Origin of the sequence: Enterococcus sp. AZ188 (assembly GCF_050544075.1) — a bacterium.
Lineage (GTDB): Bacteria > Bacillota > Bacilli > Lactobacillales > Enterococcaceae > Enterococcus_D > Enterococcus_D entomosocium.
Genome location: NZ_CP172943.1, coordinates 729,817 through 753,748, shown reverse-complemented (window position 1 = coordinate 753,748; position 23,932 = coordinate 729,817). Strand labels below are relative to the sequence as shown.

General features: G+C 42.0%; 21 protein-coding genes. All 21 read right to left on the bottom strand.

Features of this window, described 5'->3' with window-relative positions:
• Positions 1 to 41 precede the first annotated feature (41 nt).
• On the bottom strand, positions 42 to 635 hold the full coding sequence (gene hisB, locus IGI86_RS03440; protein WP_061053828.1) for an imidazoleglycerol-phosphate dehydratase HisB: 594 nt from the start codon (positions 633 to 635) through the stop codon (positions 42 to 44).
• Positions 632 to 1,690, bottom strand: coding sequence for a histidinol-phosphate transaminase (hisC, locus tag IGI86_RS03435; protein ID WP_430617742.1), 1,059 nt, complete (start codon positions 1,688 to 1,690; stop codon positions 632 to 634). Before hisC ends, hisB begins: the two co-directional genes overlap by 4 nt.
• Positions 1,687 to 2,967 carry a histidinol dehydrogenase gene (gene hisD / locus IGI86_RS03430; RefSeq protein ID WP_430617741.1) on the bottom strand — a complete coding sequence of 427 codons (1,281 nt, stop codon included), beginning with the start codon at positions 2,965 to 2,967 and terminating at the stop codon, positions 1,687 to 1,689. The genes hisC and hisD overlap by 4 nt, the downstream gene beginning before the upstream one ends.
• On the bottom strand, positions 2,964 to 4,523 hold the full coding sequence (hisG, locus tag IGI86_RS03425; protein WP_269924352.1) for an ATP phosphoribosyltransferase: 1,560 nt from the start codon (positions 4,521 to 4,523) through the stop codon (positions 2,964 to 2,966). Before hisG ends, hisD begins: the two co-directional genes overlap by 4 nt.
• Before the next feature lie 286 nt (positions 4,524 to 4,809).
• Positions 4,810 to 6,648, bottom strand: coding sequence for a glucose PTS transporter subunit IIA (locus IGI86_RS03420; RefSeq protein ID WP_269924351.1), 1,839 nt, complete (start codon positions 6,646 to 6,648; stop codon positions 4,810 to 4,812).
• A gap of 88 nt (positions 6,649 to 6,736) precedes the next feature.
• Positions 6,737 to 8,182: a glycoside hydrolase family 1 protein gene (locus IGI86_RS03415; RefSeq protein WP_269924350.1), complete on the bottom strand. Its 1,446-nt coding sequence runs from the start codon at positions 8,180 to 8,182 to the stop codon at positions 6,737 to 6,739.
• Complete coding sequence (locus IGI86_RS03410) at positions 8,172 to 8,978, bottom strand: MurR/RpiR family transcriptional regulator (protein WP_077454010.1); 807 nt, start codon at positions 8,976 to 8,978, stop codon at positions 8,172 to 8,174. The genes IGI86_RS03415 and IGI86_RS03410 overlap by 11 nt, the downstream gene beginning before the upstream one ends.
• A 314-nt stretch (positions 8,979 to 9,292) precedes the next feature.
• Positions 9,293 to 10,135 carry a Cof-type HAD-IIB family hydrolase gene (locus IGI86_RS03405; RefSeq protein WP_200126018.1) on the bottom strand — a complete coding sequence of 281 codons (843 nt, stop codon included), beginning with the start codon at positions 10,133 to 10,135 and terminating at the stop codon, positions 9,293 to 9,295.
• Positions 10,136 to 10,384: 249 nt separating this feature from the next.
• On the bottom strand, positions 10,385 to 10,768 hold the full coding sequence (locus IGI86_RS03400; RefSeq protein ID WP_077454012.1) for a DUF7006 family protein: 384 nt from the start codon (positions 10,766 to 10,768) through the stop codon (positions 10,385 to 10,387).
• 553 nt (positions 10,769 to 11,321) lie between these two features.
• Positions 11,322 to 11,978, bottom strand: a complete 657-nt coding sequence (locus IGI86_RS03395; protein ID WP_269924347.1) for an HAD family hydrolase — start codon at positions 11,976 to 11,978, stop codon at positions 11,322 to 11,324.
• Between the two features lie 275 nt (positions 11,979 to 12,253).
• On the bottom strand, positions 12,254 to 12,868 hold the full coding sequence (locus IGI86_RS03390; RefSeq protein ID WP_216682839.1) for a helix-turn-helix domain-containing protein: 615 nt from the start codon (positions 12,866 to 12,868) through the stop codon (positions 12,254 to 12,256).
• 252 nt (positions 12,869 to 13,120) lie between these two features.
• Complete coding sequence (locus IGI86_RS03385) at positions 13,121 to 14,389, bottom strand: CapA family protein (RefSeq protein WP_430617740.1); 1,269 nt, start codon at positions 14,387 to 14,389, stop codon at positions 13,121 to 13,123.
• 302 nt (positions 14,390 to 14,691) lie between these two features.
• Positions 14,692 to 16,833: a BglG family transcription antiterminator gene (locus IGI86_RS03380; RefSeq protein WP_430617739.1), complete on the bottom strand. Its 2,142-nt coding sequence runs from the start codon at positions 16,831 to 16,833 to the stop codon at positions 14,692 to 14,694.
• A gap of 23 nt (positions 16,834 to 16,856) precedes the next feature.
• Positions 16,857 to 17,762: a 4-hydroxy-tetrahydrodipicolinate synthase gene (dapA, locus tag IGI86_RS03375; RefSeq protein WP_413132740.1), complete on the bottom strand. Its 906-nt coding sequence runs from the start codon at positions 17,760 to 17,762 to the stop codon at positions 16,857 to 16,859.
• Entirely contained in the window at positions 17,759 to 18,424 is a 666-nt protein-coding gene (locus IGI86_RS03370) for an SIS domain-containing protein (RefSeq protein WP_413132741.1), read from the bottom strand. The genes dapA and IGI86_RS03370 overlap by 4 nt, the downstream gene beginning before the upstream one ends.
• Before the next feature lie 24 nt (positions 18,425 to 18,448).
• Complete coding sequence (locus tag IGI86_RS03365) at positions 18,449 to 19,735, bottom strand: PTS ascorbate transporter subunit IIC (protein WP_413132742.1); 1,287 nt, start codon at positions 19,733 to 19,735, stop codon at positions 18,449 to 18,451.
• A 25-nt stretch (positions 19,736 to 19,760) separates the two neighbouring features.
• Complete coding sequence (locus IGI86_RS03360) at positions 19,761 to 20,126, bottom strand: PTS sugar transporter subunit IIB (RefSeq protein ID WP_005237463.1); 366 nt, start codon at positions 20,124 to 20,126, stop codon at positions 19,761 to 19,763.
• Position 20,127: 1 nt separating this feature from the next.
• Positions 20,128 to 20,574: a PTS sugar transporter subunit IIA gene (locus tag IGI86_RS03355; protein WP_016620574.1), complete on the bottom strand. Its 447-nt coding sequence runs from the start codon at positions 20,572 to 20,574 to the stop codon at positions 20,128 to 20,130.
• 428 nt (positions 20,575 to 21,002) lie between these two features.
• Positions 21,003 to 21,134 (bottom strand): hypothetical protein, encoded by a 132-nt coding sequence (locus IGI86_RS03350; RefSeq protein ID WP_005237465.1) that lies wholly within the window; start codon positions 21,132 to 21,134, stop codon positions 21,003 to 21,005.
• Positions 21,131 to 23,269, bottom strand: a complete 2,139-nt coding sequence (gene feoB / locus IGI86_RS03345; RefSeq protein ID WP_413132743.1) for a ferrous iron transport protein B — start codon at positions 23,267 to 23,269, stop codon at positions 21,131 to 21,133. Before feoB ends, IGI86_RS03350 begins: the two co-directional genes overlap by 4 nt.
• Positions 23,266 to 23,736 carry a FeoA family protein gene (locus tag IGI86_RS03340; RefSeq protein ID WP_077454022.1) on the bottom strand — a complete coding sequence of 157 codons (471 nt, stop codon included), beginning with the start codon at positions 23,734 to 23,736 and terminating at the stop codon, positions 23,266 to 23,268. The genes feoB and IGI86_RS03340 overlap by 4 nt, the downstream gene beginning before the upstream one ends.
• Positions 23,737 to 23,932 lie beyond the last annotated feature (196 nt).

The following is a 23,932-nucleotide window of genomic DNA, read 5'->3' as shown; positions in this document are numbered from 1 at the left end:
CCTCTGTGTGGAAGATACGTAATCATTTTTCCCCTCATGAATCACTGGATCGTCCCTTTGGTTGAAGGGATCTCATCTGGGGCTGCTTGATTGATCGCCACCGCTTCACCTAAAGCACGCCCAAAACCTTTAAAGCAAGCTTCCACAATGTGGTGGCTGTTTTTGCCAGCGATTTGATGGAGATGGATCGTAGCACCTAATTCACGGGCAAAAGCAATGAAGAATTCTTCAACCAACTCCGTATCAAACTGCTGCCCGATTTTTTCACTCGGTATCGCCAACTCTACGACTGCCATGCCGCGACCGCTAATATCGATCGCTGTCATAACTAAGGCTTCGTCCATCGGAAGCAGCATACTACCATAGCGTTTGATACCTCGTCGCTCCCCAAGACTTTCTGAAAACGCTCGGCCAATGGCGATGGCAACGTCTTCTGTTGTGTGATGGGCATCTACTTCTGTATCGCCATCACAAACCAACGTCAAATCAAAGCGACCGTGGCGGACAAATAATTCCAGCATGTGGTCTAAAAACCCCACACCAGTCTTGATTGATTGCTGACCAGTACCATCGATCGTCAACTGCAGGTGGATCTTGGTTTCCGTCGTATTGCGGGTAGCTTCTGCTTTTCTCATTCCTTCACCTCTTCTATGATCGTTGTTAGCACCGTCATCAGTCGTTCCATCTGGGCCTTCGTCCCTACCGTAATTCGTAAATACTCTTTGATGCGGGGCTGATTGAACCAGCGGACGAAGATTTTCTGCTCTTTCAGTGCCTGATACAACTCTTCACCGGCAATCGCAGGGTGCCTTGCAAACAAAAAATTCCCTTGGCTGTCGGTCTGCTCAAAGTCGAATTTCGCTAGGGCTTGCTTGCTCCACTCACGCACGTGGATCGTTGCTTGGATTTTCTCATCGACATACGCTTGTTCCTGCAAAACGGCTGCACCAGCGGCTTGGGTCAAACTATTGACATTGTACGGATTCAAGCTAAATTTCAACCGATTCAAGTCTTGGATCAGTCCTTCATTGGCAACCGCAAAGCCTAAGCGTGCTCCTGCCAGCTGCCGAGATTTCGAAAACGTCCCCACAACCAAGAGATTTGGGTATTGATCGATCAAAGAAACCATTGAAGAGCCGCCAAAATCGATATAGGCCTCATCGACTATCACTAAGCGATTGGGATGCCGTTTTAGAAAGGCACAGATTTCGCTTTGTTCTTGATAAACCCCAGTCGGGGCATTGGGATTGGCAAAAATGACGGTCCCTTTGAGTGAATCGTAGTCCGTTAACGCGATTGAGAAATCTTCTTGCAGCGGAACAACGGTGGCAGCGACTTGGTACAAGGCACTATATACTTGATAAAACCCGTAGGTCACATCGGGAAAGGCGATGCCGTTTTCCGTGAAGCCTTGAAAGAGGTAGGACAAGACTTCGTCACTGCCATTACCGAGAAACAGTTGGGCTGGCGTAACGCCAAGATAGGCAGCCAGAGGGTTTGTCACCACTTCAGCAGCAATATCCGAGTAACGATTCAGCTTTTGGGCGGCATCAGCAACCGCTGCTTGAACACTTGGCGCTGGCGGATAAGGACTTTCATTGGTGTTCAGTTTAATAACGACTTGCTCATCTACTTGTTCCCCCGGTGTATAAGGAGTCAGCTTGTGATACTTTTGATGTAAAAAGGTCATTTTTCTCCCTCTCTTCGTACATTGATCGAACGGGCATGGCCGATCAAGTCTTCGGTTTCCGCGAACAACGCTACAGCTGGACCAGCTGCTTTCATGGCTGCCTCTGGGTAATACAAATAACTGCTTTTCTTAATAAAATCATCCACTGATAACGGCGAATAGAAACGAGCCGTCCCTTCTGTCGGTAGGGTATGGTTTGGTCCAGCAAAATAATCTCCCAGTACTTCCGGTGTATGGTGACCTAAAAAGACGCTACCCGCATTTTCTACTTGTCCCAATAATGCAAAAGGATCAGCCACCGCTAATTCAAGGTGTTCTGGAGCAATTTGATTGGCAATGGTAAGTGCTTCGGTCAAATCTTTGACCAGAATCAGCTTTCCGCTAGATTCAAGCGCCGCAGCAGCAATGTCTTTGCGGGGCAGTTGCTTCAGCTGCAACTCAAGCTCGGCTTGTACTTCTTCAATCAAAGCTGCTTCTGTTGTGACTAAGATAGCTTGCGCTAAGGGATCATGCTCGGCTTGTGCCAAAAGATCCGCCGACAGCCAGCGAGGATTTGCGCTGGCATCAGCGAGGATCAGCACATCGCTGGGCCCTGCGATCATATCGATATCAACTTCGCCGTACACCATTTTTTTCGCTGTGGCGACATAAATATTTCCCGGTCCGACGATTTTGTCGACTTTGGGAATTGTTTCTGTTCCATAAGCCAATGCCGCTACGCCATGGGCCCCACCGACTTTGTAGATTTCATCCACTCCGGCAACGGAAGCTGCCGCTAAAATAGCAGCCGGAACTTTTCCCTGACTGTCCGTCGGTGTGATCATAACGATTTTTTTGACCCCGGCGATTTTTGCCGGCAGGACATCCATCAAAACCGTACTTGGATAAGCTGCTGTGCCGCCAGGAACATAGACCCCGACTTTTGTTAATGGTAAGACCCGCTGTCCCATCACAACGCCATTTTCCTTCGTTAAGACAAAGCCTTGCTGGACTTGTTTTTGATGAAATGCCAAAATGTTTTCTTTCGCCTGTTCCATCACATTAAGCAGCTCGGGTGAGACGGCATGGACAGCCGCGTCTATCTCCCTTGGACTGACGGTTAAGGAAGACAAGGTCACTTGATCGATTTCCTCAATTAATTGAAACAACGCCTGATCTCCTTGCTGCTGAACACGGGCAATGATTTGGGCGACAACGGTTGAAACATCCTTTGTTTCCGACTGTTTCCTTGCCACAATCGTTTCGATCGTATCTTTTTGGGTCGAAAAAATTCTCATAATTGCTCCCTCACCTTCTCAATCACTGTTTGAATACGTTCTTGCTTGAAACGCCACGTGGCGTGGTTGATCACTAAGCGCGCTGAAGACGGCGCGATGTCTTGGATCACTTCCAAATCATTTTCTTTTAGTGTCGTCCCCGTTTCGACGATGTCAACGATCACATCGGAGAGACCTAACAAAGGAGCCAATTCAATCGATCCATGCAGTTGGATCAATTCCACCGATCGACCTAACCCTTGATAAAACTGGCGGGTGATCTGCGGATATTTTGTGGAGACCCGCAGCGGGCGGGAGAAATCTTCCTCGAAATCTGTACGCGCCGCTACTGCCAAACGGCAGACCCCCATATGCAAATCAAGAAATTCGATGACTTCTGCCTTGCTTTCCATTAAAATATCTTTGCCCACGACACCGATATCCGCCACTCCGTGCTCCACATAGATTGCCACATCACTAGGCTTGACTAAGAAAAAGCGCAGCTTGTTTTCTTCATCACAAAAAATCAGTTGGCGATTGTCTTTGAAAACACCTTGTGCAGCCACACCGGCTTTGGTGAATAAGTCGTATACGGCATCCCCCATGCGGCCTTTTGGCAACGCAATGTTCAAATAGCCTGAACTTTCGTTGTCAGTTGGCAACTTTTGTCCAACATGGTTGAGCTTCATGCCAAAACCGATCGCTCCTTGCTCTTTGCCTTGCCGACTCATCAAGCGATCATAACGGCCGCCATATAAAATCGTCTCTCTTGCTTCTTCGATAAATCCTTGAAACAGCAAACCACTGTAATAATCGGCATCATTTAAAATCGAAAAATCCAGCCTTATCCGAATGGAGGCTGACAGTTGTTCTTTTTGCAATGCTTGATACAGTTGGTTCAGTTCTGCTAAACCAGCTTGTGCTTGGGGATATTCTGCCAGCAGCTCTTTGGCTTTTTGATACTTGGTTTCAAAATCACCTGACAAACGTACCAGTTTCGCTAATTTTTCAGCTTCTGTTGCTGACAAGCCAGCTTTTTCAGTCAGTGCATCCATGCCATGAGAACTCTTGTCCCGCAGGCAGTGCAGTACTTTTTGTCGATCCGCTTCGGGGAAGCGTTGGCAGATGCCATCCAAAATCCCCATATGGGACAGATCTAAGGTCCCTTTTCCCACCTGAGCCAAACTTTCCCAAGCCAGTTTTACAACCTCCAGTTGATCTTCCCACGTGATTTGATCAATGAGCTCCAAACCGATTTGATCGATCTTTTGGTATTCCCCTGCTTGACGATCCTGTCGATAGACATCTTCCACATAATACACTCTGCGGGCTTCTCCAGACGGTGTATTTTTGGCAATCGACAAGGTGACATCGGGTTTTAGCGCCATCGTCCTACCATCCGTACCCGTAAACGTGATGATGGAAGAACCACGTAAGAACGGATCATTTTGCTGATAGTTGCGATACTCTTCAAAGTTGTTCGAGTGATAAGGGGAAAAATGATGCTGCGTATACAATTTTCTTAATTTCAGTTCGACTTGTTCGGCTGGCTTCAATACATTCCATAACTCTTCCACACTTATCACTCCTATTTCATGCCACTGATTCGGCTTTTCCGTTGTTAAACTATGCTTTATCATCGGTTCACCATCAGTTTTTCTAATAATACTAATGGTTTTGCCATAAATAAGCAATGGTATTTTTCGAAATATTCTGGATTTTTTAGATACACTTTATTGGTAGAAACAAAGAAAGGGCATCAAATAAAAAAAGCCCTGCCGCAAATTCAGGACAGGGCTTTCACTTGAAGGTATAGTTGACGTCCGCGCCTAGGAGCGTGAAAAAGAAGTAATTAGGAACCCATTATTGAACTGAAAATAAATAATCGCTGCTATTTACTTTTTGCTGTATCGTCTGAGCAAAGGGTTCATGATCAGCTGTATTTGTGACAATGATGGGGATCGTTAGATCATAGCCTGCTGCACTGATTTCTTCTTCGTCAAAAGAAATCAGTTTTTCTCCAGCTTTAGCGTATTGATTTTCAGCTACATAAAGAGTAAATCCTTTTCCATCTAAATGAACCGTGTCGATCCCGATGTGGATCAAAAGTTCGACACCATTCTCTCCTCTTAAGCCAATCGCGTGCTTGGTGGGTGTAGTCATAATCACATAGCCATCAAAAGGAGCGACTATAATTTCATCAGAAGGAATGATCGCCACTCCATCCCCCATCATTTTTTCCGAAAACATCGGGTCCTTGACTGCCTCAAGAGAAATAACACTTCCCGATATTGGGCTGCTAACCTTCAAAGCATCTTCGGCTTTACTCATTTGATTTGCTTGAACTCGTTTTTGTTCTAAGAGAATCGTTGTAGTAAAAGAGACACATACAGCTAGGAGAATGACGACAATTGCAAACCAAAAATTGCTATTGAATCCAGAACCATCTGTCGGGATAAAAGTCGGGATCGCAACCAGACCTGGTGAAACAACTGCATATTGTTTTAGTTGAACAAACCCTGCCATGATCCCACCTACTGCACCACCTAGAATCGCCCCTATAAAAGCACTTCGGTAGTTGATCAAGACGCCAAAAATAGCCGGCTCGGTGATCCCCATCACACCAGTCAGTCCTGAAGAAAGAGCCAACGCTCTTTTTTCAGTATTTTTTTCCGTATAAGAAATAGCTAAGGCTGATGCACCCACGGCAACGTTAGCTGCCAGCATAGCTGGCATAACAAATGAATCATAGCCGTAGTCTCCTAACATAGCAAAGACCAAGGGGAACAACGCTTGATTAGTGCCGGTCATGACTAATAGCGGAGTCATTGCTCCTAAGACACCAACTGAAAACCAGCCGAGTTTGTCGTATAAAAAGCTCAAACCACTAGCAATGTATCCGCCCACTGCATTGCCAATTGGCCCTAATACGATTAGTGTGACAGGTACGGTAATTAAAATAACTAATAATGGCTTGACGAAATACTTGATCGATTGCGGAATAAACTTATCCCCGATTCGATCCATTACCGCCATAAACAAAACGCCAAATATTACAGGAATAGTCGTTGTATTATAGCTCATCGTTGGGATAGCGATTCCTAAGAAATTCAATCCTTCCACGCCATTGATCAATGAGTGGACGAGGATCGCACCTAGGAACATACCCATCAAACCATTGATACCAAGTTTTCTAGCAGCACTATACCCAATATAAATCGGTAGAAAATAAAAACCCGCATCATTGATGGCATTTAAAATCGTGTAGGTCCCGCTGTCAGCTGCAAGTCCGAAAAAGGTCACACCAATATTCAATACCGCCGATACCAGCCCAGCAGCTACCAATACGGGCAGAACTGGAACGAAGGTTCCACTGATAAAATCGACAACCAGCAAGCCGTAGTCTTTGAGGGTGCGCTTCGTTTTTCGTTCCTCCTTTGTCTGACCATTCATTTGATTTCGCTTTTCTGTAAAAATTGCATACACTTTTGGCACATCCGGACCGATGATCAGTTGAACTTCATGTCCTCTTCTCACTGTGCCCAAAATGAGTTTGTTTTCTTTTAATTGCTTGTCATCAAAAGCGGTTGGATCACTCAACTGCAGACGAAGCCTAGTGGCACAGTGATTGACTGTTTGAACATTTTCGATTCCTCCGATATTTTTTATAATATACGCAACCAGTTCATGATAGTTTGACATAGTGATTCATCCTCACTTTATTTAATAAACCGCTTTCACTAAAGTAGTTTTTGGAGCGATAGAAGCTCTTTCTTCTATCGCTCATTTCTCATCCTTTTGGACGTGCTAACGCTTGACCATTTGATCGGATCACTTCTTTATACCAATAGTAAGAATCTTTCGGGATTCTACGTAAATCCAGTAACTCTTCATCAGTTGTATTGATATAGACAAGTCCATACCGTTTCGCCATCCCATTGCCCGTACTCAAAAGATCAGTAAATGACCATGGATTATAACCAAAGACTTTTGCGCCATCTTCAATCGCCAATCCGACTTGATAAATCTGATCATTTAAAAAATCGATTCGTTCTTGATCATGTACTTGTCCATCCTCACCTAGCGTCTCATGCGCCCCGTAGCCATTCTCAGTAATCACCATTGGTAAATGATAGTGGTCTTCCATATACCGTAACAAGTAACGCATAGCAACTGGATCGATCTCCCAATCCCAATCGGTTGTCTCGACAAAAGGATTGACCGTTTGCGCAAAAATCCCTGGATTATTTGGGTAAACAAATTCCCCTTTTTTCCCCGATTTGTTCAACCCAATTTCTTGATGATCGGATGCCACTGGTGACTCCTTCGCTACGTTGCTACGGTAACAATTGATGCCGAAAAAGTCGATTTTTGCTTGTGCAACCAATTCCATATCCCCAGGGCGAATATCTGGGTCAATATTATTTTCTTTCCAATAACGTTTAATAAAACCATTGTATTCACGATTTGCATTAAAATCATTCCAGATTTTTTCCGTCAGTTCTTCTGCATTCATCGCTGCAATCTGATCTGCTGGTTTTGCTGACTCAGGATAAAACGGAACCATCCCAGGAACCGGGCCGATCTTGCCGTCTTCAACCAACTCATGACACGCAATCACCGCTTTTGCATGACATAGGTTCATAATATGATTGACTTTCCACTTATCTTCGAACCAAGTCTCTGGGTATTTGCATACTCCTAACCAGTCTCCATAGACAATTTGCATGTTCTGCTCATTAATTGCCAGCCAGTATTTCACACGATCGCCGAATGACTCAAAACAGGTTCTAACATATTGGTCAAATGCATCAATGATGCCTCGGTCGTACCAACCATTAAATTCTTCATCAACCCAGACTGGCATATCGTAGTGATACAAAGTGACGATTGGAGTAATGCCATGTTCAACTAATTCATCAATCAGCTGATTGTAAAAGTCAATTCCTAATTGATTGGGCACCCCTGAATTATCAGGATAGATCCTAGGCCAAGCAATCGAAAAGCGATAGGAAGTAAAGCCCGCATCAGCCATTAATTGGACATCTTCTTTGTATTTATGGTAATGATCAGCGGCGATCGAATTATCTGTATAGGGCTTTTTCTTTTTACTGTTTAAGTCGATGATCGCAGTTGAACGCCCATCTTCTGCTACAGCCCCTTCAACTTGCCACGCCGCACTTGAAGCCCCCCATAAAAAATCCTTTGGAAATAGTGGTTTATCTTTATAATGCATGCCCATTGCCTTCTCTCTTAAATTTAAGTAAATAACCATTGAATAGTAGATCAAGTACGAAATCAATGCCATACGTATAGTAAAGCAGCTCATTGATTTCTTTTTCATGTGTTTGTGAACTTAAATGATACAGTTTATCAAAATAGCGGTTATAGATCGGGTTTCTATTATTTGTAAACAAAATCGTTGGTGCCTTGACCTCTTTTAGTATCTCAAGCATAGAAGAGACGAAGAGACCCGATAGCGAAAAAACAATGATCAAGGGATCTTGGCAATGTTCCAAGGCTAATGTCAGGTCGCTCTTTGACGTTAATAGAGTAATTCTTTTGCCGAAGATAACCATTCGCTGTTGGAAAGTTTTTACACTACCGGTAATATTGCTTGAACACAAAATCATAACTTCTCGACTATCATTGATTAATCGGACAAGACGATCGACTTCTTGTGTGTTAAACCGCAGACTTAATTCTTCCATTAGCGAAGTAATATTGGCTTGAAGCTTAGGCAAAAAATCAGAGTAGCCGTAAAACTTTAGAAATTCATTGATTCCATCATCAAAAGTTTCCGCGTTTTTTTTCATATCTAAAAAGTTCTCGTAACCCAATTGTTTCGCAAATCGTCGAATGGAGGCCCGTGATACATGCTGTTCTTCTGCAATCTGATAAATGTTCCAGCGAGTCACGCTTTTGAAGTTCTCTAAGAAAAATTTAGCAAGTTCAAATTCAACCGTCCCTACTTCATTTTCGTTCACAATATGATTAAGCTTATAAATGAAATTCAATCGATTATTATCCATTTTTTTTAATCTCCCTTGGCCAAGTTTGATTGTATCTAAATTATAACGTATCCGTTTCCAAAGTTGGGGTGCATGTCTTGTCCCCAGTTAAATCTTATCTAGAAATAAAAAAAGAGGCACAGAATTCGGCTTCTGTCCCCTTCTACCTATGGTATGTTCTAGCGTCACTGATAGTACTTCTTTCTAATCAGAGTCTTCTTCACAATAATGGAGCAAAAAACTACTCTATCGGTCATTTCGCAGGTCGTCTGAACTTTGTCACTATGAAACCTGACTAGCATAAAGAAGCATGTGCTGGACATGCTTTTTGGTGGCTACACAAGACCGTGCTTTTGTAACGCTTGCGCAATCCCGCCGTCTTCTGGTCGAGCCGTCACCTCGTCAGCTACTGCCAATAGCTGTTCACAGGCATTGCCCATCGCAATTCCTGTCGCAACAGCTTCAAACATTTCGACATCATTATGGCCGTCACCAAACGCCAATGTATCTTTGTTATCGATTCCTAGATGGTTCAAGAGAAAATCGATAGCTGTTTTCTTATGGATATTCTTGATGCCGATCTCGCCACTGTCTTTGCCAAAAACAGGTACCGTACTGCGAATCATTTGGAATTGATGGTGATATTGGTCATGGACCCGTTCATAAGGAATCGAATGATTGATAAAGGAAACTTTATTCACGTCATCATAATCAATTTTCGCTTCGTCCTCAATCAGTAAGTCAAGGAACCACTGAATAGTTTGAACGCGTTGTTTTCCTGCTTCACTTTCAACAGGCTCACCTGCCAAGACGATCTCCAGCAAGCGATTTCGTAGATTGGTACTTGCAAATAATCCTTGATTCGATTCTAAATAATATTCGATTTGGTTTTCTTTTAAGAAATCGACCAATCTTAATAAAGCTTCTTTTTCAAAAACTTTGTGTAAAATCACCTCATCATGTACTTCACAGTAACCACCGCCGGCACCAATCATTCCGCTTAAGGGCAGCGTCAGTACATCCTCTGTGATTTCGGCTTTTGAACGACCGGTACATAAGAAAAACTCATGTCCCTTCTTATGTGCCGCTGTGATTGCTTGGCGTGCACTTTCTGGTACGTTCCCCGCGTCATCACATAATGTTCCATCTACATCTAAAAAGACAATTTTTTTCGTCATTTCTTTCCCTCTTTTCTCACTCCATCAATAAAGCGCTCACATGAACGTACTTGCCGAATACAAGGTGTCAAGATCAGCTACTTAGATTTAGTATAACAAATCACAAGGAAAGTGCGCTAGACTATTTTAATTGATCATAAGATGGGATTCTGTTATTGTGGTCGCTCTTTCTATTCCTTTACTCCGTGTTCATCGCGCTATTACTCCATGTGTTTTTTCTTGAGATGGTTGAATTTTCCTAAATTGTGCTTACTCCTCACTTAAATAAATTAAGCTCCATTTTGGTAGTTGATTGTTTTTTTGGCCTGTAAGCTCGCGATAATATGATTTTTTATCATTTTTGATCATACAAATTATTTCATGCTCATCCATACAAAACTCTTGGCATAAGTTTGTTCTACTATTTTCAAAAAGTTCCAGTAAAATTTGAATCTGCGCATCTATTGCTAGAAGTGCTTTGAGCTGAACAAATAAACTCTTTGATTGATCATAGTAAATGTGCTCAAATTCATCACAGAGTTCTTGATAATAATGGAAGATTTTTGGGTAATCAGTCAATACCCCTACACTTAGCAACACTTCTTTTGAATAACACAAATAGTCTTTCGGTTCCTTGATATTTTCTGATATCATATCCTTACTCCTTTACATCTATGTTTTTTTCGGTGAAAGTAGCGCTATCACTTCTGCTCGCTTTGATTTTCTTCCACTAGGTGTTTTTATTCGCTCAGACAAATTGAAGCTTAGCTGTCCAAAAACGACTAAAAGTGATTGGGTCCTTAGCTCTTACCAGTGCAGACACGTTAAGAAAATCAGTTACTCCTATTATAGTTTCCCTTTCGTGTCCTCTTATAATTACTTTTTATTAAATAAGAGAAATAAGAGTGAAAAAGTGGCGGACAACTCGTTTCCTTCTACTAAGAAGTAGTGCTCGAACGAAACTAGATCGGTTCTAGTAAAAAGAAAATGACTACAATATCGATAAAAATCAACAGATAGTTAAAGTTGTTGCTTCAAGGAACAAAGACACCTCCTATCCATACCAAAAAAAACCAATAATCGAATCTATCGATCATTGGTCGAAACCTTAAATATTTTGTTGGAAGAAGACGTTCAGTCCATACTATTTTATCACGCTACAGGTCAAAAATAGAATGGACTTTGGGACAGTGTCAGTAAAAATGGATCAAGCATAAATATAATCTAAAATCTCCTGCGGTGTCTCTGCCACAGCATCTGGTTTTTCGGCAGAAAGTTTTTTTGCATTGTGGCTGCCCCACGTTACGGCGATGGTTTTGACACCAGCTGCTTTGCCCATCTGAATATCAAAAATAGCATCTCCTACCATGATCGTCTTGGTCGGATCAAACTGATACTGCGTTACTAATTGATTGATTCCTTCTGGATGAGGCTTGTAGTAGGACACCGCATCTGAGCCGATGATTTCCTCAAAGAAATCCACAAGATTCTGAGCAGCCAAGTTTCGTTTGACGACTGCTGTCTTCTTACTTGAAACGACGAAACAAGGAACCTTTCGTTTATTTAAACTCTCTAAGATATGGGGAATTTCAGGAAATACTTTCAAGGTACTTTCTTCATATGTTTGGTAATAGGCACGAAAAATCCGAATCAATTCCGCTGCGATTTCTTGATCTAATGGCTGTTCTGACATTTTTAAAAATGATTTTTCGATCGGTATCCCCATATAGTGTTCAATGACTACTTCACTGGGTACTTTGAGTCCCATCTCTGTAAAAGCTGCTTTTGTTGCCTTAACACTGCACTCTTTTGAATCCAATAAAGTTCCGTCCAAATCAAATATCACACACTCAATCTTCTTCACGCCATTTCCTCCTCTGAAAGATACTACAACACTTTTCTACCAAGCACTTTTTAAATCCTGCAGTATTCCTTTTCATTACTGATTATCTCTATTTTAACACTAAAAAAAAGCATTATCATAATTTTCAATACCATCACTCATTTAATACTAATGTTTTTATATAAAAAACGACTCAATTTGAAAACAGAGTCGCTTCTACAAAATAGACTGATTTAAAGAGGTTTACTCTTGATAGAAAAAGCTTCAATACACTTCTTATCACACATTGGCTCTTTTTATTGTAAAATATAGCCTTTGCCCCAAGCGGTTCGCACCCGCTTTTCAGTATAGTCGTATTCATCTAGTTTTTCATTGATGCGTTTCGCTAATATCGACAACTGGGATTTTCTTGAGTTCGTTCCACCATTCCCCCAAATTTTCCAACACAAATCTTCCCGGTTGATGAATTGTTCTTCTCCTAAATTGTTAAAAAAAATCTGTTCTTGCAGACTAAGAAACTTAGGAAAGGATTCTTTTGTGACGGATGCTTTTTCTAATTTACGACTATTTGGTGGTAATGCTGCTAAAAATTCTCTCAGCTCGACAAAAGAGCGATTCAGGTACGTGGCATTCTCAGCTTTTTCAATCATACCTTCTTGTTCACGATCCCCTGCCAAAATGCGGACGATCCGCTGTTGATAATAAGGAGCCAATGTCTGATTGATCAATAAAAATTCTGGATCAGCAATTGTTTCACTAACAAATAAACAGTCAAATAACTTGGCGCTTTCTATCAACCACTCTTCCTCTTTCGTAGTTCTCCCTACGAATACTTCATGACTCAACATCTGTAGCTCCCGCTGCAAATCAATCTCATATGATATGTTTTTTGTCAGTATAATAATTCTCATGACACATCCTGCTTTCATTCCCCATTTATTCAGAAATCATTTACTGAATCCATTCGGACTCATTTCTGAATGCTTTATGTTGACATTATTACTTATTTTTATCCGCTTGAGGTGTCATTTTTTGTTCATAAATGCTGATATGGTGTCATGTTTTGTGGGAAGGATCAGCGTTCATTTCATAATTCGTTTTTTCGATAACCTATAAAAAACAACCGTTGTGAGATTGCCGTATTTGCCATTTTGAGTTTCTCATCACTGCTCCCACTTCAAATCCAACAGCTCCAGCATTTCATGGTAGGCGGTTTCGATTCGCTGGCGCTTTTCTTCAGGAACATTTTTGGCATATCGCCCATCTGGCAGATAATCTTCAGCAAGGCAGACTTGAAAATCAAAGGCCTGCAAGACGCCGTATTCTGGATCATAATAGGTACGATCAGGGATTGGTTCTTTGGAGACCCAAGTTGGATGCAAGGCAATCTGGCTTAAATAGGTTCGCTGCCCTTCTTTGGAGATTTCAACTTCTGGAATGACGCCTCGTTCGGTCCAATAGTTGTCATTGACGGTTTCATAACGTTGATTCGACAGTAAGTTCCCCATTGAGTAAATGATAAATTTCTTTTCGCCGTCCTTTTCGATGATTTCGGTTGATTCTGCTACATGCGGATGGCCGCCGAAGATAATATCAGCACCAAAATCGATCATCTTCCGATAAACAGTTTGTTGTTCTTCCGTTGGTTCTAAAGAATACTCAACACCAGACTGAGGCATCACGATGGTGATATCCGCCAAGCTTTCCGCTTCTTTGATCTCTGCTTCCACTTTATCTAACGACAAGTCTTTCAAGTAGGTATCATACTCTGCTTGAGTTAAGCTTTCTTCAAGGCCATTGAAGCCGTAGGCATAGGCCAAGAGAGCAACTTTGATCCCGTTGACTTCTTTGACCAGGATTCCACTGTTGTCGACCGTGACACCAATCGTTGCCAAGCCTTGGTCGTGAAAAGCAGCCGCCGTCGTTTTGATTCCTTCGATCCCCGTATCTAAAATATGGTTATGGGCAAGATCGATCACATCAAAGCCCGCGTCTTTGATGCTGGTAACAGCATCGATAGGGGCGTTGAATAGGGGAAAACCGCCAAGCGGTTTATTAGGATTGATGGTTCCTTCAAAATCACCTAAAGCAAGGTCCGCCGATGCAATCAACGGTTTGACCTGCTCAAAATCGTTGTCAAAATCATAACGCTTTCCGTCGTAAGCGCTTAAATAAACAGGTGTATGATAAAGCATATCACCACTAGCTGTCACTGTGATGGTTTTTACTTCTGACTTTGTTTCGGTAGAACTACTTGATTCTTGCATTGTTTTTGTCGGTTTTGTCGATTCTGCTGTAAGACGCTGTTCGGGGATACCTATCGCTTGAATCACTAGATAAATCACTCCAAGTGTGATTGCCAGCAGCGCTATACTTAACCCCGCAATGATCCGCTGGCGTTTCTGACGTTCCTGTCTTCGTTGTTGTCTCATGCCCTCACCCTTTCACTCTGCTTTATCAAAAACCTATCTTCATTTACGTTCTAACTAGATTCCCTTCTCCTTTTCCTGCGACCCCTACTAAATATTATCTTTTTATTAAATAATTATACTATACTTATCAGCCCTTTAATAGGTCATTTTACAAAGCATAAAAAAACAGCCCGATCGTAATCGAACTGTTTCACACATCTCTTAGCAGTGGATTCCTCTAAAATCATTCCTGCAGGTCTGTGTTGTCTAAGGTCTTGTATCATTTAGTATCTTAGGCTGCGATTTTTAGCTAAGGATTCTTCTCATTCATCATGGATGATAGACTTCCGATCATATATGGACTCCGTATCCCCTGTACGTAAAATCTCAGCAAACCAGTGATAAACTGTTTCAGGACATTCATGTTTTTCTAATTCTCGAAAAAAGTCTTTGGATTCAATAAGGGTAATAAACTGAGTCATCGCATTTAGATGCTGCTTGCTGTCTAACGCAGAAAGAGTAAAGATGTACTTTACAGGAATCGTTCCTAAGACATATACTTCAGATTCTAATGTTGTCAATCCCATGCCAAGTTTTTTTGCACCTACTTCAGGAACCGTATGCGGTAAGGCAACTTGATCGAATATCACCATATAAGCACCTTCTGATCTGGTTTGTTGAATGATCGAATCGATGTAATTTCTAGTGATGATCTTTCTTTCAATCAATGGATTGGCTGCGAGATAAAAGGCCTCTTCCCACGTTCTGGCTTTTTTGTTTAATTGTATCAATTCTGGACGCATCATATCCAACAGCATTGCAGGTTCTTTTGACTTTTTCTCTTTTTGAGACATGATAGATGCCGTTGGCGAGCAGGTCTCTTGTACAAATTTCTCTAGCTGATGTCGCAGAGCTGACTCGCTAGTAACTGTTGAATATTGTTGAATAATTTGCATCAAGCCGTCGATCGTAACAGTATTGGGCTTGATACTTGTACTGGTTTCGAATTTGACATCTAAAAACAACTGGGTTCGTTCCTCGTAAGACATGATCGGGTTTACTACAAAAATCGGTTTTTTTAACGGATAAAGTTGAAAGTTGGGTTTTGTCGTAAAAATGATATCGTACGACTGATCAAATGAATGTAGTTCGCTTGTTTCAATCGGTCCCAATAAGATAAAAGAGGGAAAGATTTCCTTTAATTCATTGTAAATGATTGCTGAGCTTCCAATACCATTGGGGCAAACAACGACCCCCACTTTTTGTTGCACCATATATTCTTCAGAATTCCTGATCAAAAGCGCAAAGTGCATTGTTAAAAAGGCTACTTCTTCATCTGGAAGCTTTGAATCAAAGCTATCACTGATTGGTCTCAAGGTTTCTTTTACGATCTGATAAAGATCATTATATTTTTCAAAAATTTTCTCCTGCATAGGATTGATGATCGGTAATCGAAACAGCATCCGGAAATAGGTCGGTCGAAAATGACTATATAACTGCTTGATGACAGAGTGTTTATCCTTGAAACGAATACCTGAAAGCAATTCAAATCGCTCGACGATTCTTTCTACCAAGTCAATGATGACCAAATTTCCTTTAAGCCATTCCTTTTCATTTCCTAATGCCATTCCCAGGACCCACCCACAGAGGTAGTTCTTTTCTATACTATTCATCACCCCTGCGTTTTCTAAAACTTCTTCAGCAAAGCGATACTCCTTCATTTTTACTAACTCATGATCATTAGAAAAGGGCTTTAGATCAAATTCATTCAAGCCCATTCTTGGGTATAAAAAAATAAGGATATAGTTCAATTCAATCAACCTATTTTCAACTAACTCTATCGCATGTTTTTCTAAAAGAAGAGAAAGATAGGTGTCCTGCTCATCCGCCAATTGTATTCGTTCGTTATGAATAAAGTAACGGTAAATAAAATCATCGTCCTTGCTAGTCACATCTTCCAAAATCATTCGAAATAAAGCGTAACGAATCATCAGTTCATCACCTGCTAAGTGATACCCCTCTTTTCTCGAATAACTGATTGAAATATCGTACCCATGTAATTCCGCTTGTAATTTGCGCAGATCACTCATAAAGGTTGTTTTGCCGATTTTTAACGCATCTAAAAAATGGTTGACCGACAGATAGTCTTTCTCGTAGTAAAAGAGCGTCAAAAAGATATATTTTCCTCGTTCTTTTGAACTCATCTCATAATATTTAAACATACGCTCACGTAAAAATGACTCCAACAAATATTCCTTGCTTTTCTCAGGAAGTCGAATCACACTTTCCTTATTCACGCTAAGTGGTAGTTTTTGGGCAGATAGAAACTGGTTGATTTTATCAATGGTATACTCTATTTGAGTGCGGTTCATAGAATAATTCCGCTGAAGATAATCGTAACTGATGGTTGGTTTTTCAATCAGAGCCATCATCATCTTTCTCGTCCTATAGTCAATTTTTACCATCAATGTTCCCCCATTTCTGCAGCCTACTGTTCTACTTTCAATGTAAATCCTTCCACTTGTACATATTTTTGAAGCACTTGATCTACTTGCTGCTTTTCTTCTTTAGTAAGATCTAGAACAGGCAGTTTCGGTAACCCAACATCCTGTCCGATTGCCCGCAAACAGTATTTCAGCCCAGACGGAATCGTTGAGCATTTGCAGGCTTCTCTAAAATCATCAATACTTGCTTGTGCTTGCCGCGCTTGTTCTATGTTTCCAGCTACAAATTGTTCATAGATCGCCACATCTGTTTTCGTCACAACATTTGCGGTTGAAGCCACAGAGCCATCTGCTCCTAACTGTAATGCTTCTAAAATCTTAGAGTCGCTTCCCATCAGCAAAGAGAAATCCTCTCGATGATTTAATTCAAGATAGCCCTTGAAGTTTTCTAGATCACCGCTTGAATCTTTTATCCCAATAATCGAGTCAATTTTGAGTAATTCCGAGAAAACATGACGATTGATGAAATTTCTAGTATTTGGCGGAATATTGTACAAAATGATTGGTAATGTCGTTTGCTCAGTAATCACACGGTAATGATGAATCAGCTCCTCATCGGTATACTTCAAAAGATATGGCGTTATGATGGAAGCAGCATCAACGCCGATTTTTGCAAACTCATTTACTAATTCAATCACTTTATTCGTTGCGATGTCTCCGGCACCTGCAAATACTGGTACTCTGCCCGATACTTCATCGACAACGATTTTTGCAAACTGGATTTTCTCTTCTTTGCTTAAGGTATGAAATTCGCCATTGGTTCCTAAAATAAACAACCCGTGGACACCACCAGCAATCAAATGCCTTACAAGCTTTCTGGTGCCCTCTTCATTGATGCCGTTCTCATTTAATGGTGTGACCATTGCTGGTATAATTCCTCTGATTTTCATTGTGTAAGCTCCTTTTTTGTCGTTGCTCCTAAGCTTCCCCCTGGATGCCATTTAAGGTAATCTTCTAAATTGATTTCTTTTGCTTCTTGCAGCAACACCGACAGAATCTGCAGCTGGATCATTTGGGCAATCACAGAGGAACGTGGCGGTTTATTCAATGAGTCCCCTTCTTGGGAAACATAAGAAGACAATGTGACTTCAGCACAGGAAGCTAGGGAAGAATCTTCATTTCCTGTTACCGCTAAAATTACAGCGCCATTAGCTTTTAAGGTAGCAAGCGCATATTCTAATTCTTTGGTATTCCCACTATTACTTATCGCAATCACTACATCGCCAGCCACGACTTGTCCTGCCGATCCGTGCACGGTTTCGGTTGTGTCTAAAAAATAGGCGGGTGTACCGACAGATGAGAAAAGTGAAGCTGCATAGCCTGCTACATAGGAACATTTTCCCACGCCGGTTACATGAACGCGCTTATGATTTTTTTCTGCATGGAGAATAAGTTCTTTGGCCTTCACCATCTGTTGATTGACTTCTTCGTCTTCAAGCCGATAAAATTGAGCATCGCTTTGGGCTTTTAAATTCGTACTATATGCAAACAAAACGTTTTTTTCATTCAATACAGATTTTCCTTTCTTATAGCAAGGAGAAATGGTATTCATCCTTCTCCTTGCTAATCATACTTTTTAACTAAATAGTTTTAAGATTTTGTCTAGTAAAATTCCGATAATATTGTAGTCGATTTGAGGAAATCCAGCGTCTGTGATGCCTAATTCAGAAAAAGCTGGGAAAAGTACCAAAGGCAATGCAGTCAGCAAAATACCGCCTAAGAAGGATGCGATGATCGCCCCTTTCAACCCGCCTCTTATTGAACCAAAGACACCCATGGTTCCACCCGAGAAAAAAGCGATCCCAGCTGCTGGCAAAAGCACAACGGGAGAACCCATAGCAGCCATGGCAAACGTCGCTGTTAACCCACCTATAAACGAGGTAATAAAACCGACAGGAACCATGGTTGGCGCATATTGGAAAAACACAGGAACATCTACTGCCGGCATTGATCCTGGGATATATTTTTCAGAGATCGCTACGAAGGCAGCTGTTAATTCAGCAATAAATTGACGCACACCATAAATCAGTACAGACATCCCCGCCGCAAATTGCAACCCTTGAATCAACGGATACAAGAACCATAAGTCGTTGCCAGCCATTTCTTGAACGACATCCATATGACCACTTAAAACTGCTGCGATCGTTGCAATGTAGAAAAGAATAATCATGAAAAATGCAACAGAGAAGACAAAATCTCGGAATACGGAGAAGAAATCAGGAAGCTCGCGATTGGCTGCTTTCTCTTTCTTTGCTTGCCAATTTTTCCCGCCAATGACACTGCCGATGACACCTGAGAACCAGTAAAAAATCAAGTTAAAGTGACCTAGTACAACCCCTGCATTACCTGTCAGCTCATCTGTATATTTCTGAGCCAATTTGGGCAACCCTGCTCCTGCAAAACCTAGCACCAAAGAACCAAAGATAACTGTTACCCAAGTGGGCATACCATTCGAAATAAAAATCAACCCAATGACAGCAGCAAAGAAAAGATAATGCTGACCGGTTAAGAAAATTGATTTTAAAGGCGTCAATTTCGCAATAACTAATCCGAATATGAACCCTAGCCCCATAATCATTGATATTTCAAAACCATATACATCCATAGCTAACGCTGTAGCAGGCTCTACTGCTAGAACCGTCCCTTGAACACCAAATGCGGTCTGAAACAACGTGGCGAAATTTGCAGCAATCGTTCCTACATGACCTCCACCAATATTAAAAATCATAAACCCAATGCCCACTTTGAGGACACCGCTCAGGGTCTCCTTCGCAGGCTTTCTTTGTGCAAGTAACCCGATCAAAGCCAAAATCATTAGCAACACAGCAGTATTTCTGAATTGGTTCATTACTAAAATTGCCATTCAATTTATTCCTCGCTCCATCAATTTATTTTGTTTGCATCGTTTCAAGAAATGTTTCTAGTTTTCCTTGGATCTCTTCTTTACTCATAATATTTTGAATGCCTATGACTTCATAAGGTTTGTTTTGAAAATCAGGTTCCGCTGCGATATCTGCCATACTCATAAAGGCATCGCCGGTAAAACCAATGAGAACGTCTAGATTTCCATGAATCGTTTCAATGGGATAGCCGTTTTCTTCAATCACTGATTTTACTTTTATGTGAAGCAGCGTTGAACTTCCCATCCCCGCACGACATGCAACCGCTATCAAAAATTTCTTGCCATTACTCGCCTTAGGTTTTGCATCTGATTGGATCGATGCATCATTTTTCTTTTTTTGAAAGAATCCCATCTTAACTCCTCGTTTCTTCTAATAGTTGTATAAATGCTTCTGGTGTCTCCACATTTGCTAAACGATCAATGATACTGTCCCTTGCTAAAACTTCTGCTAACTCACCCATCAGCTCCAAATGACTGGTCGGGTCTATCGCTGCCAAACAGAAAATGACTTTCACTGGATCATTGGGCGAACCAAATGAGATGGGGGTATTTAATGTCATCGCACTTAGTCCTAAGCGACAAACCCCATCTTCTGATCGGGCATGCGCCAAAGCAAATCCAGGCATAAGCACGATATACGGCCCGGCATCTAAGACGGATTGAATCATCGCTTCGACATACTGTTTTGTAACGTTGCCATTCCTCAATAACGGCTGGGCAGCTTTTTTGATTGCTTCTTGCCAGCTGGTACTCTCTTGCTGAAGTAAAATGTTTTCTTTTGTTAATAATGTAGTTTGCAAACGACAATTTCCTTTCTAAAAAATTTCTTTAGGTCTTAGTAAAGAATTTCTCGAGATAATTCCTATACACACACTATAAGTGAAAAGTTTCGGCCTGAATAGACGATTTTAGACCACATGTTTGTACACGCTCCCAGATTAAGTGAACTGCTCTTCTCAAAAAGACCAGGTATACTGGCTATTTTTTTTATTTGCCTCCAGTTTTTCTCGATAACCTTCTTGAGCAGTTCACAAAACTTATTCTATCAAGGAAAAAGTGAACCAAAAATGGACAGATCTTTTGCTTGCATCCACAAAAAAAGAAGCTCTTAAATAAACTAAGAACTTCTTAAGGCAAACACTCTATTCATGGCTATAGATCTACCGTTTTAATTGTATTTCTAGCCGTAGGTATTTTCACACGAATTTTTACTTGCAACTGCTATTTTCTACTTTGCTTCCTCATGCTTCACGGGACAACTGCTGTGGCAATCAGAACAATGATCCTTTTTCACCATGCGGTAAACCACACGGCCGCCATAGCCAAAAATCAGTCCGCTTAGAATTACTGTAGCAATCATTTTTCGCCTCCTACGACTTGGATCAAGGGCGCACTCCCTCGGAATGGTTTCTTCACCAGAGCAAATACCAATAGACCAGTAACGACTATTGCCGCGAAAACACCTAGCGTGAGGTGTCCGCCTTCAAAGATGACGTGTCCGAATTGGTAGACCAACAAACTGGCGCAGTATGCCAAGCCACATTGATAGCCAATGGCTAACCATGTCCACTTGCTGTCCCCCATTTCACGGTGGATCGCACCGATGGCAGCAAAACAGGGGGCACATAGTAAATTAAAGACGAGGAAAGAGTATGCCGCCACAGCAGTGTAATCGCCGCGCAACACTTGCCAAATCTCCGTCCCACTTTCTGACAACTCACCGGTTTGTCCGTAGAGAATCCCGAATGTGCCGATCACATTTTCTTTGGCCACCAAGCCAGTGATCGTCGCCACGGCGCCTCGCCAAGTTCCCCAGCCTAGGGGAGCGAAAAGTGGCGCCAAAAGTCGACCGAAAAAGGCCAAAATGCTTTGGTCTTCACTGACCCGCTGCAAGGTAAAGCTGTAGCTGGAGGTAAACCAGACAAAGATACAAGCTACAAAAATTATCGTACCGGCTTTTTTTACAAAAGCAATGGCTCGATCACAGGCACTTTTCAAAATCGTTTTGACCTGCGGCAAATGATACGCTGGCAGTTCCATAATGAATGGTGCCAGATCACCTGCAAAAAGCGGCGTTTTTTTCAAGACGATCCCTGAAAAAATCACAGCGCCCATGCCGACAAAATAGGCCGATGGTGCGACCCAACTATAATGAGGGAAAAAGGCTCCGGAGATCAATGCGATGATCGGCAATTTGGCAGAACAAGGCATGAAGGTCGTGACCATCACCGTCAACCGACGATCCTTTTCGTTTTCAATCGTTCGGCTTGCCATCACCCCCGGCACGCCGCAGCCTGTGGCAATCAACATAGGGATAAACGACTTGCCGGATAGACCAAATTTGCGAAACAACCGGTCCATGACAAATGCCACCCGTGCCATGTATCCACAGTCCTCCAAGATAGCCAAGCAAAAAAACAACACGAAAATCTGCGGCAAAAAGCCTAAGACCGCACCGACCCCTGCCACGATGCCATCCAAAATCAATTCTTGCAGCCACTGGGCGACCCGCAGCTGTTCTAGCCAGTGCGCTGCTGTTTCGGGTATCCAGCTGCCAAATAATACATCATTGACCCAATCGGTGCCGATCGTGCCAATCGTCTGAATCGATAAATAGTAGATTCCCCACATAATGAAGGCAAAAATCGGTAGTGCCAATACGCGATGGGTCAACACGCGGTCGATTTTGTCGCTGAAGGCTAAGTGCTGATCTGTTTCCTTGATGACTGCCAGCGCCAACAATTCTTCAATGAAGCCATAGCGCTCATTAACGAGAATGGCGTCACTGCTGTCTTTAAAGATCATCTCTAAAATCGAAATCGTCTCCTGAAGGACTGCTTGCTGGGAATCAGTCAGTTTACACATTGCTTGAATCGCTTCATCTTTTTCAAAGAGTTTTATGGCAAACCAGCGTTTTTGCTGCTGAGGGATCGTCTCTGGCAAAATCGCCATGATCTCGGTCAAGCCAGCTTCTAAACGATCATCGTAGCGGGGAGGGAGCTGTTGTGTGTTGACTGCGTGCTTCGCTGCCTCGATCATTTTGGCTAAACCACGTTGTTTCAAAGCACTGATCCCCACTACCGGAATCCCTAATCCGTAAGCCAATTTTTCGAAGTTGATCTGCAAACCTTTTTTCTTTAATAGATCGATCATGTTGATGGCTGCCACGGTGGGAACATTCATTTCTAATAATTGCAAGGTTAAATACAGATTTCGCTCAAGATTAGTTCCGTCAATAATATTGATTACCGCATCCAGCGATGCTTCCATCAAATAATTGCGGGAAATCAGTTCTTCCGGCGTATAAGGCGACAAGGAATAGATCCCGGGCAGATCTTGGATCAACACGTGCCGGTCTTTTCGCAGTCGCCCCGCTTTACGTTCTACGGTGACACCCGGCCAATTGCCCACTGTTTGTTTGGCACCAGTCAATTGATTGAAAGTACTTGTTTTCCCGCTATTGGGATTTCCTGCTAATGCAAAGTGATAGGTCATACCGTTTCGACTCCTTTTTCGACAAAAACCAACGCTGCTTCTTGCTTTCTCAAAGACAATTCATAGCCGCGGAGCCGAATCTCCATTGGATCACCCAATGGAGCCAGTTTCACTACTTCCAAATGAACGTTTTTCGTAAGACCCATATCCATCAAACGACGGCGCAAAGCACCTTTTGCACCAATCTGATTGACCTTCCCGCTTTCACCGACTTGTAGCTGATCCAAAGAGGTAATGACGGTTTGCTGCTGGATCTCTGTGACATCGATTTGTTCCATGACCCTTGCATCTAAAGCAATCCGCGTTCCCTGGTGCAAAATGATGCCGCCTTTGCGATCTTTTTGTATCACAACGATTTCAACGCCCGTGCGAATGCCAAGATCGTTTAAATGAACCGTGATTTCTTTGGTTGTTGCGAACGAGTCGATTTTGTATGTCCCAGAAGCCCGAGTTTGCGCCATTTTCATTGGTTCTTACTCCTTTTGTGAAGTGTTGTTTTAATTAACCAACTTTAATTGAGAATGATTATCATTATAATAGAGCCATTTCCACAGGAAGTCAATCTGTTTTCGACTTAACTTTGAATCTTCCTTCACAATGGAGATTTTTTTTACTCATTTTGATTGCATATCCCCTCTAATAATTACGCAAAAACCTTGTAAT

Excerpts from the sequence above, each read along its gene's own strand:
- hisB (WP_061053828.1), bottom strand. The coding sequence starts at position 635 with ATGAGAAAAGCAGAAGCTACCCGCAATACGACGGAAACCAAGATCCAC.
- hisC (WP_430617742.1), bottom strand. The coding sequence starts at position 1,690 with ATGACCTTTTTACATCAAAAGTATCACAAGCTGACTCCTTATACACCG.
- hisD (WP_430617741.1), bottom strand. The coding sequence starts at position 2,967 with ATGAGAATTTTTTCGACCCAAAAAGATACGATCGAAACGATTGTGGCA.
- IGI86_RS03420 (WP_269924351.1), bottom strand. The coding sequence starts at position 6,648 with ATGTCAAACTATCATGAACTGGTTGCGTATATTATAAAAAATATCGGA.
- IGI86_RS03415 (WP_269924350.1), bottom strand. The coding sequence starts at position 8,182 with ATGCATTATAAAGATAAACCACTATTTCCAAAGGATTTTTTATGGGGG.
- IGI86_RS03410 (WP_077454010.1), bottom strand. The coding sequence starts at position 8,978 with ATGGATAATAATCGATTGAATTTCATTTATAAGCTTAATCATATTGTG.
- IGI86_RS03405 (WP_200126018.1), bottom strand. The coding sequence starts at position 10,135 with ATGACGAAAAAAATTGTCTTTTTAGATGTAGATGGAACATTATGTGAT.
- IGI86_RS03400 (WP_077454012.1), bottom strand. The coding sequence starts at position 10,768 with ATGATATCAGAAAATATCAAGGAACCGAAAGACTATTTGTGTTATTCA.
- IGI86_RS03390 (WP_216682839.1), bottom strand. The coding sequence starts at position 12,868 with ATGAGAATTATTATACTGACAAAAAACATATCATATGAGATTGATTTG.
- IGI86_RS03385 (WP_430617740.1), bottom strand. The coding sequence starts at position 14,389 with ATGAGACAACAACGAAGACAGGAACGTCAGAAACGCCAGCGGATCATT.
- IGI86_RS03380 (WP_430617739.1), bottom strand. The coding sequence starts at position 16,833 with ATGGTAAAAATTGACTATAGGACGAGAAAGATGATGATGGCTCTGATT.
- dapA (WP_413132740.1), bottom strand. The coding sequence starts at position 17,762 with ATGAAAATCAGAGGAATTATACCAGCAATGGTCACACCATTAAATGAG.
- IGI86_RS03370 (WP_413132741.1), bottom strand. The coding sequence starts at position 18,424 with ATGAATACCATTTCTCCTTGCTATAAGAAAGGAAAATCTGTATTGAAT.
- IGI86_RS03365 (WP_413132742.1), bottom strand. The coding sequence starts at position 19,735 with ATGGCAATTTTAGTAATGAACCAATTCAGAAATACTGCTGTGTTGCTA.
- IGI86_RS03360 (WP_005237463.1), bottom strand. The coding sequence starts at position 20,126 with ATGGGATTCTTTCAAAAAAAGAAAAATGATGCATCGATCCAATCAGAT.
- IGI86_RS03350 (WP_005237465.1), bottom strand. The coding sequence starts at position 21,134 with ATGATTGCTACAGTAATTCTAAGCGGACTGATTTTTGGCTATGGCGGC.
- feoB (WP_413132743.1), bottom strand. The coding sequence starts at position 23,269 with ATGACCTATCACTTTGCATTAGCAGGAAATCCCAATAGCGGGAAAACA.
- IGI86_RS03340 (WP_077454022.1), bottom strand. The coding sequence starts at position 23,736 with ATGAAAATGGCGCAAACTCGGGCTTCTGGGACATACAAAATCGACTCG.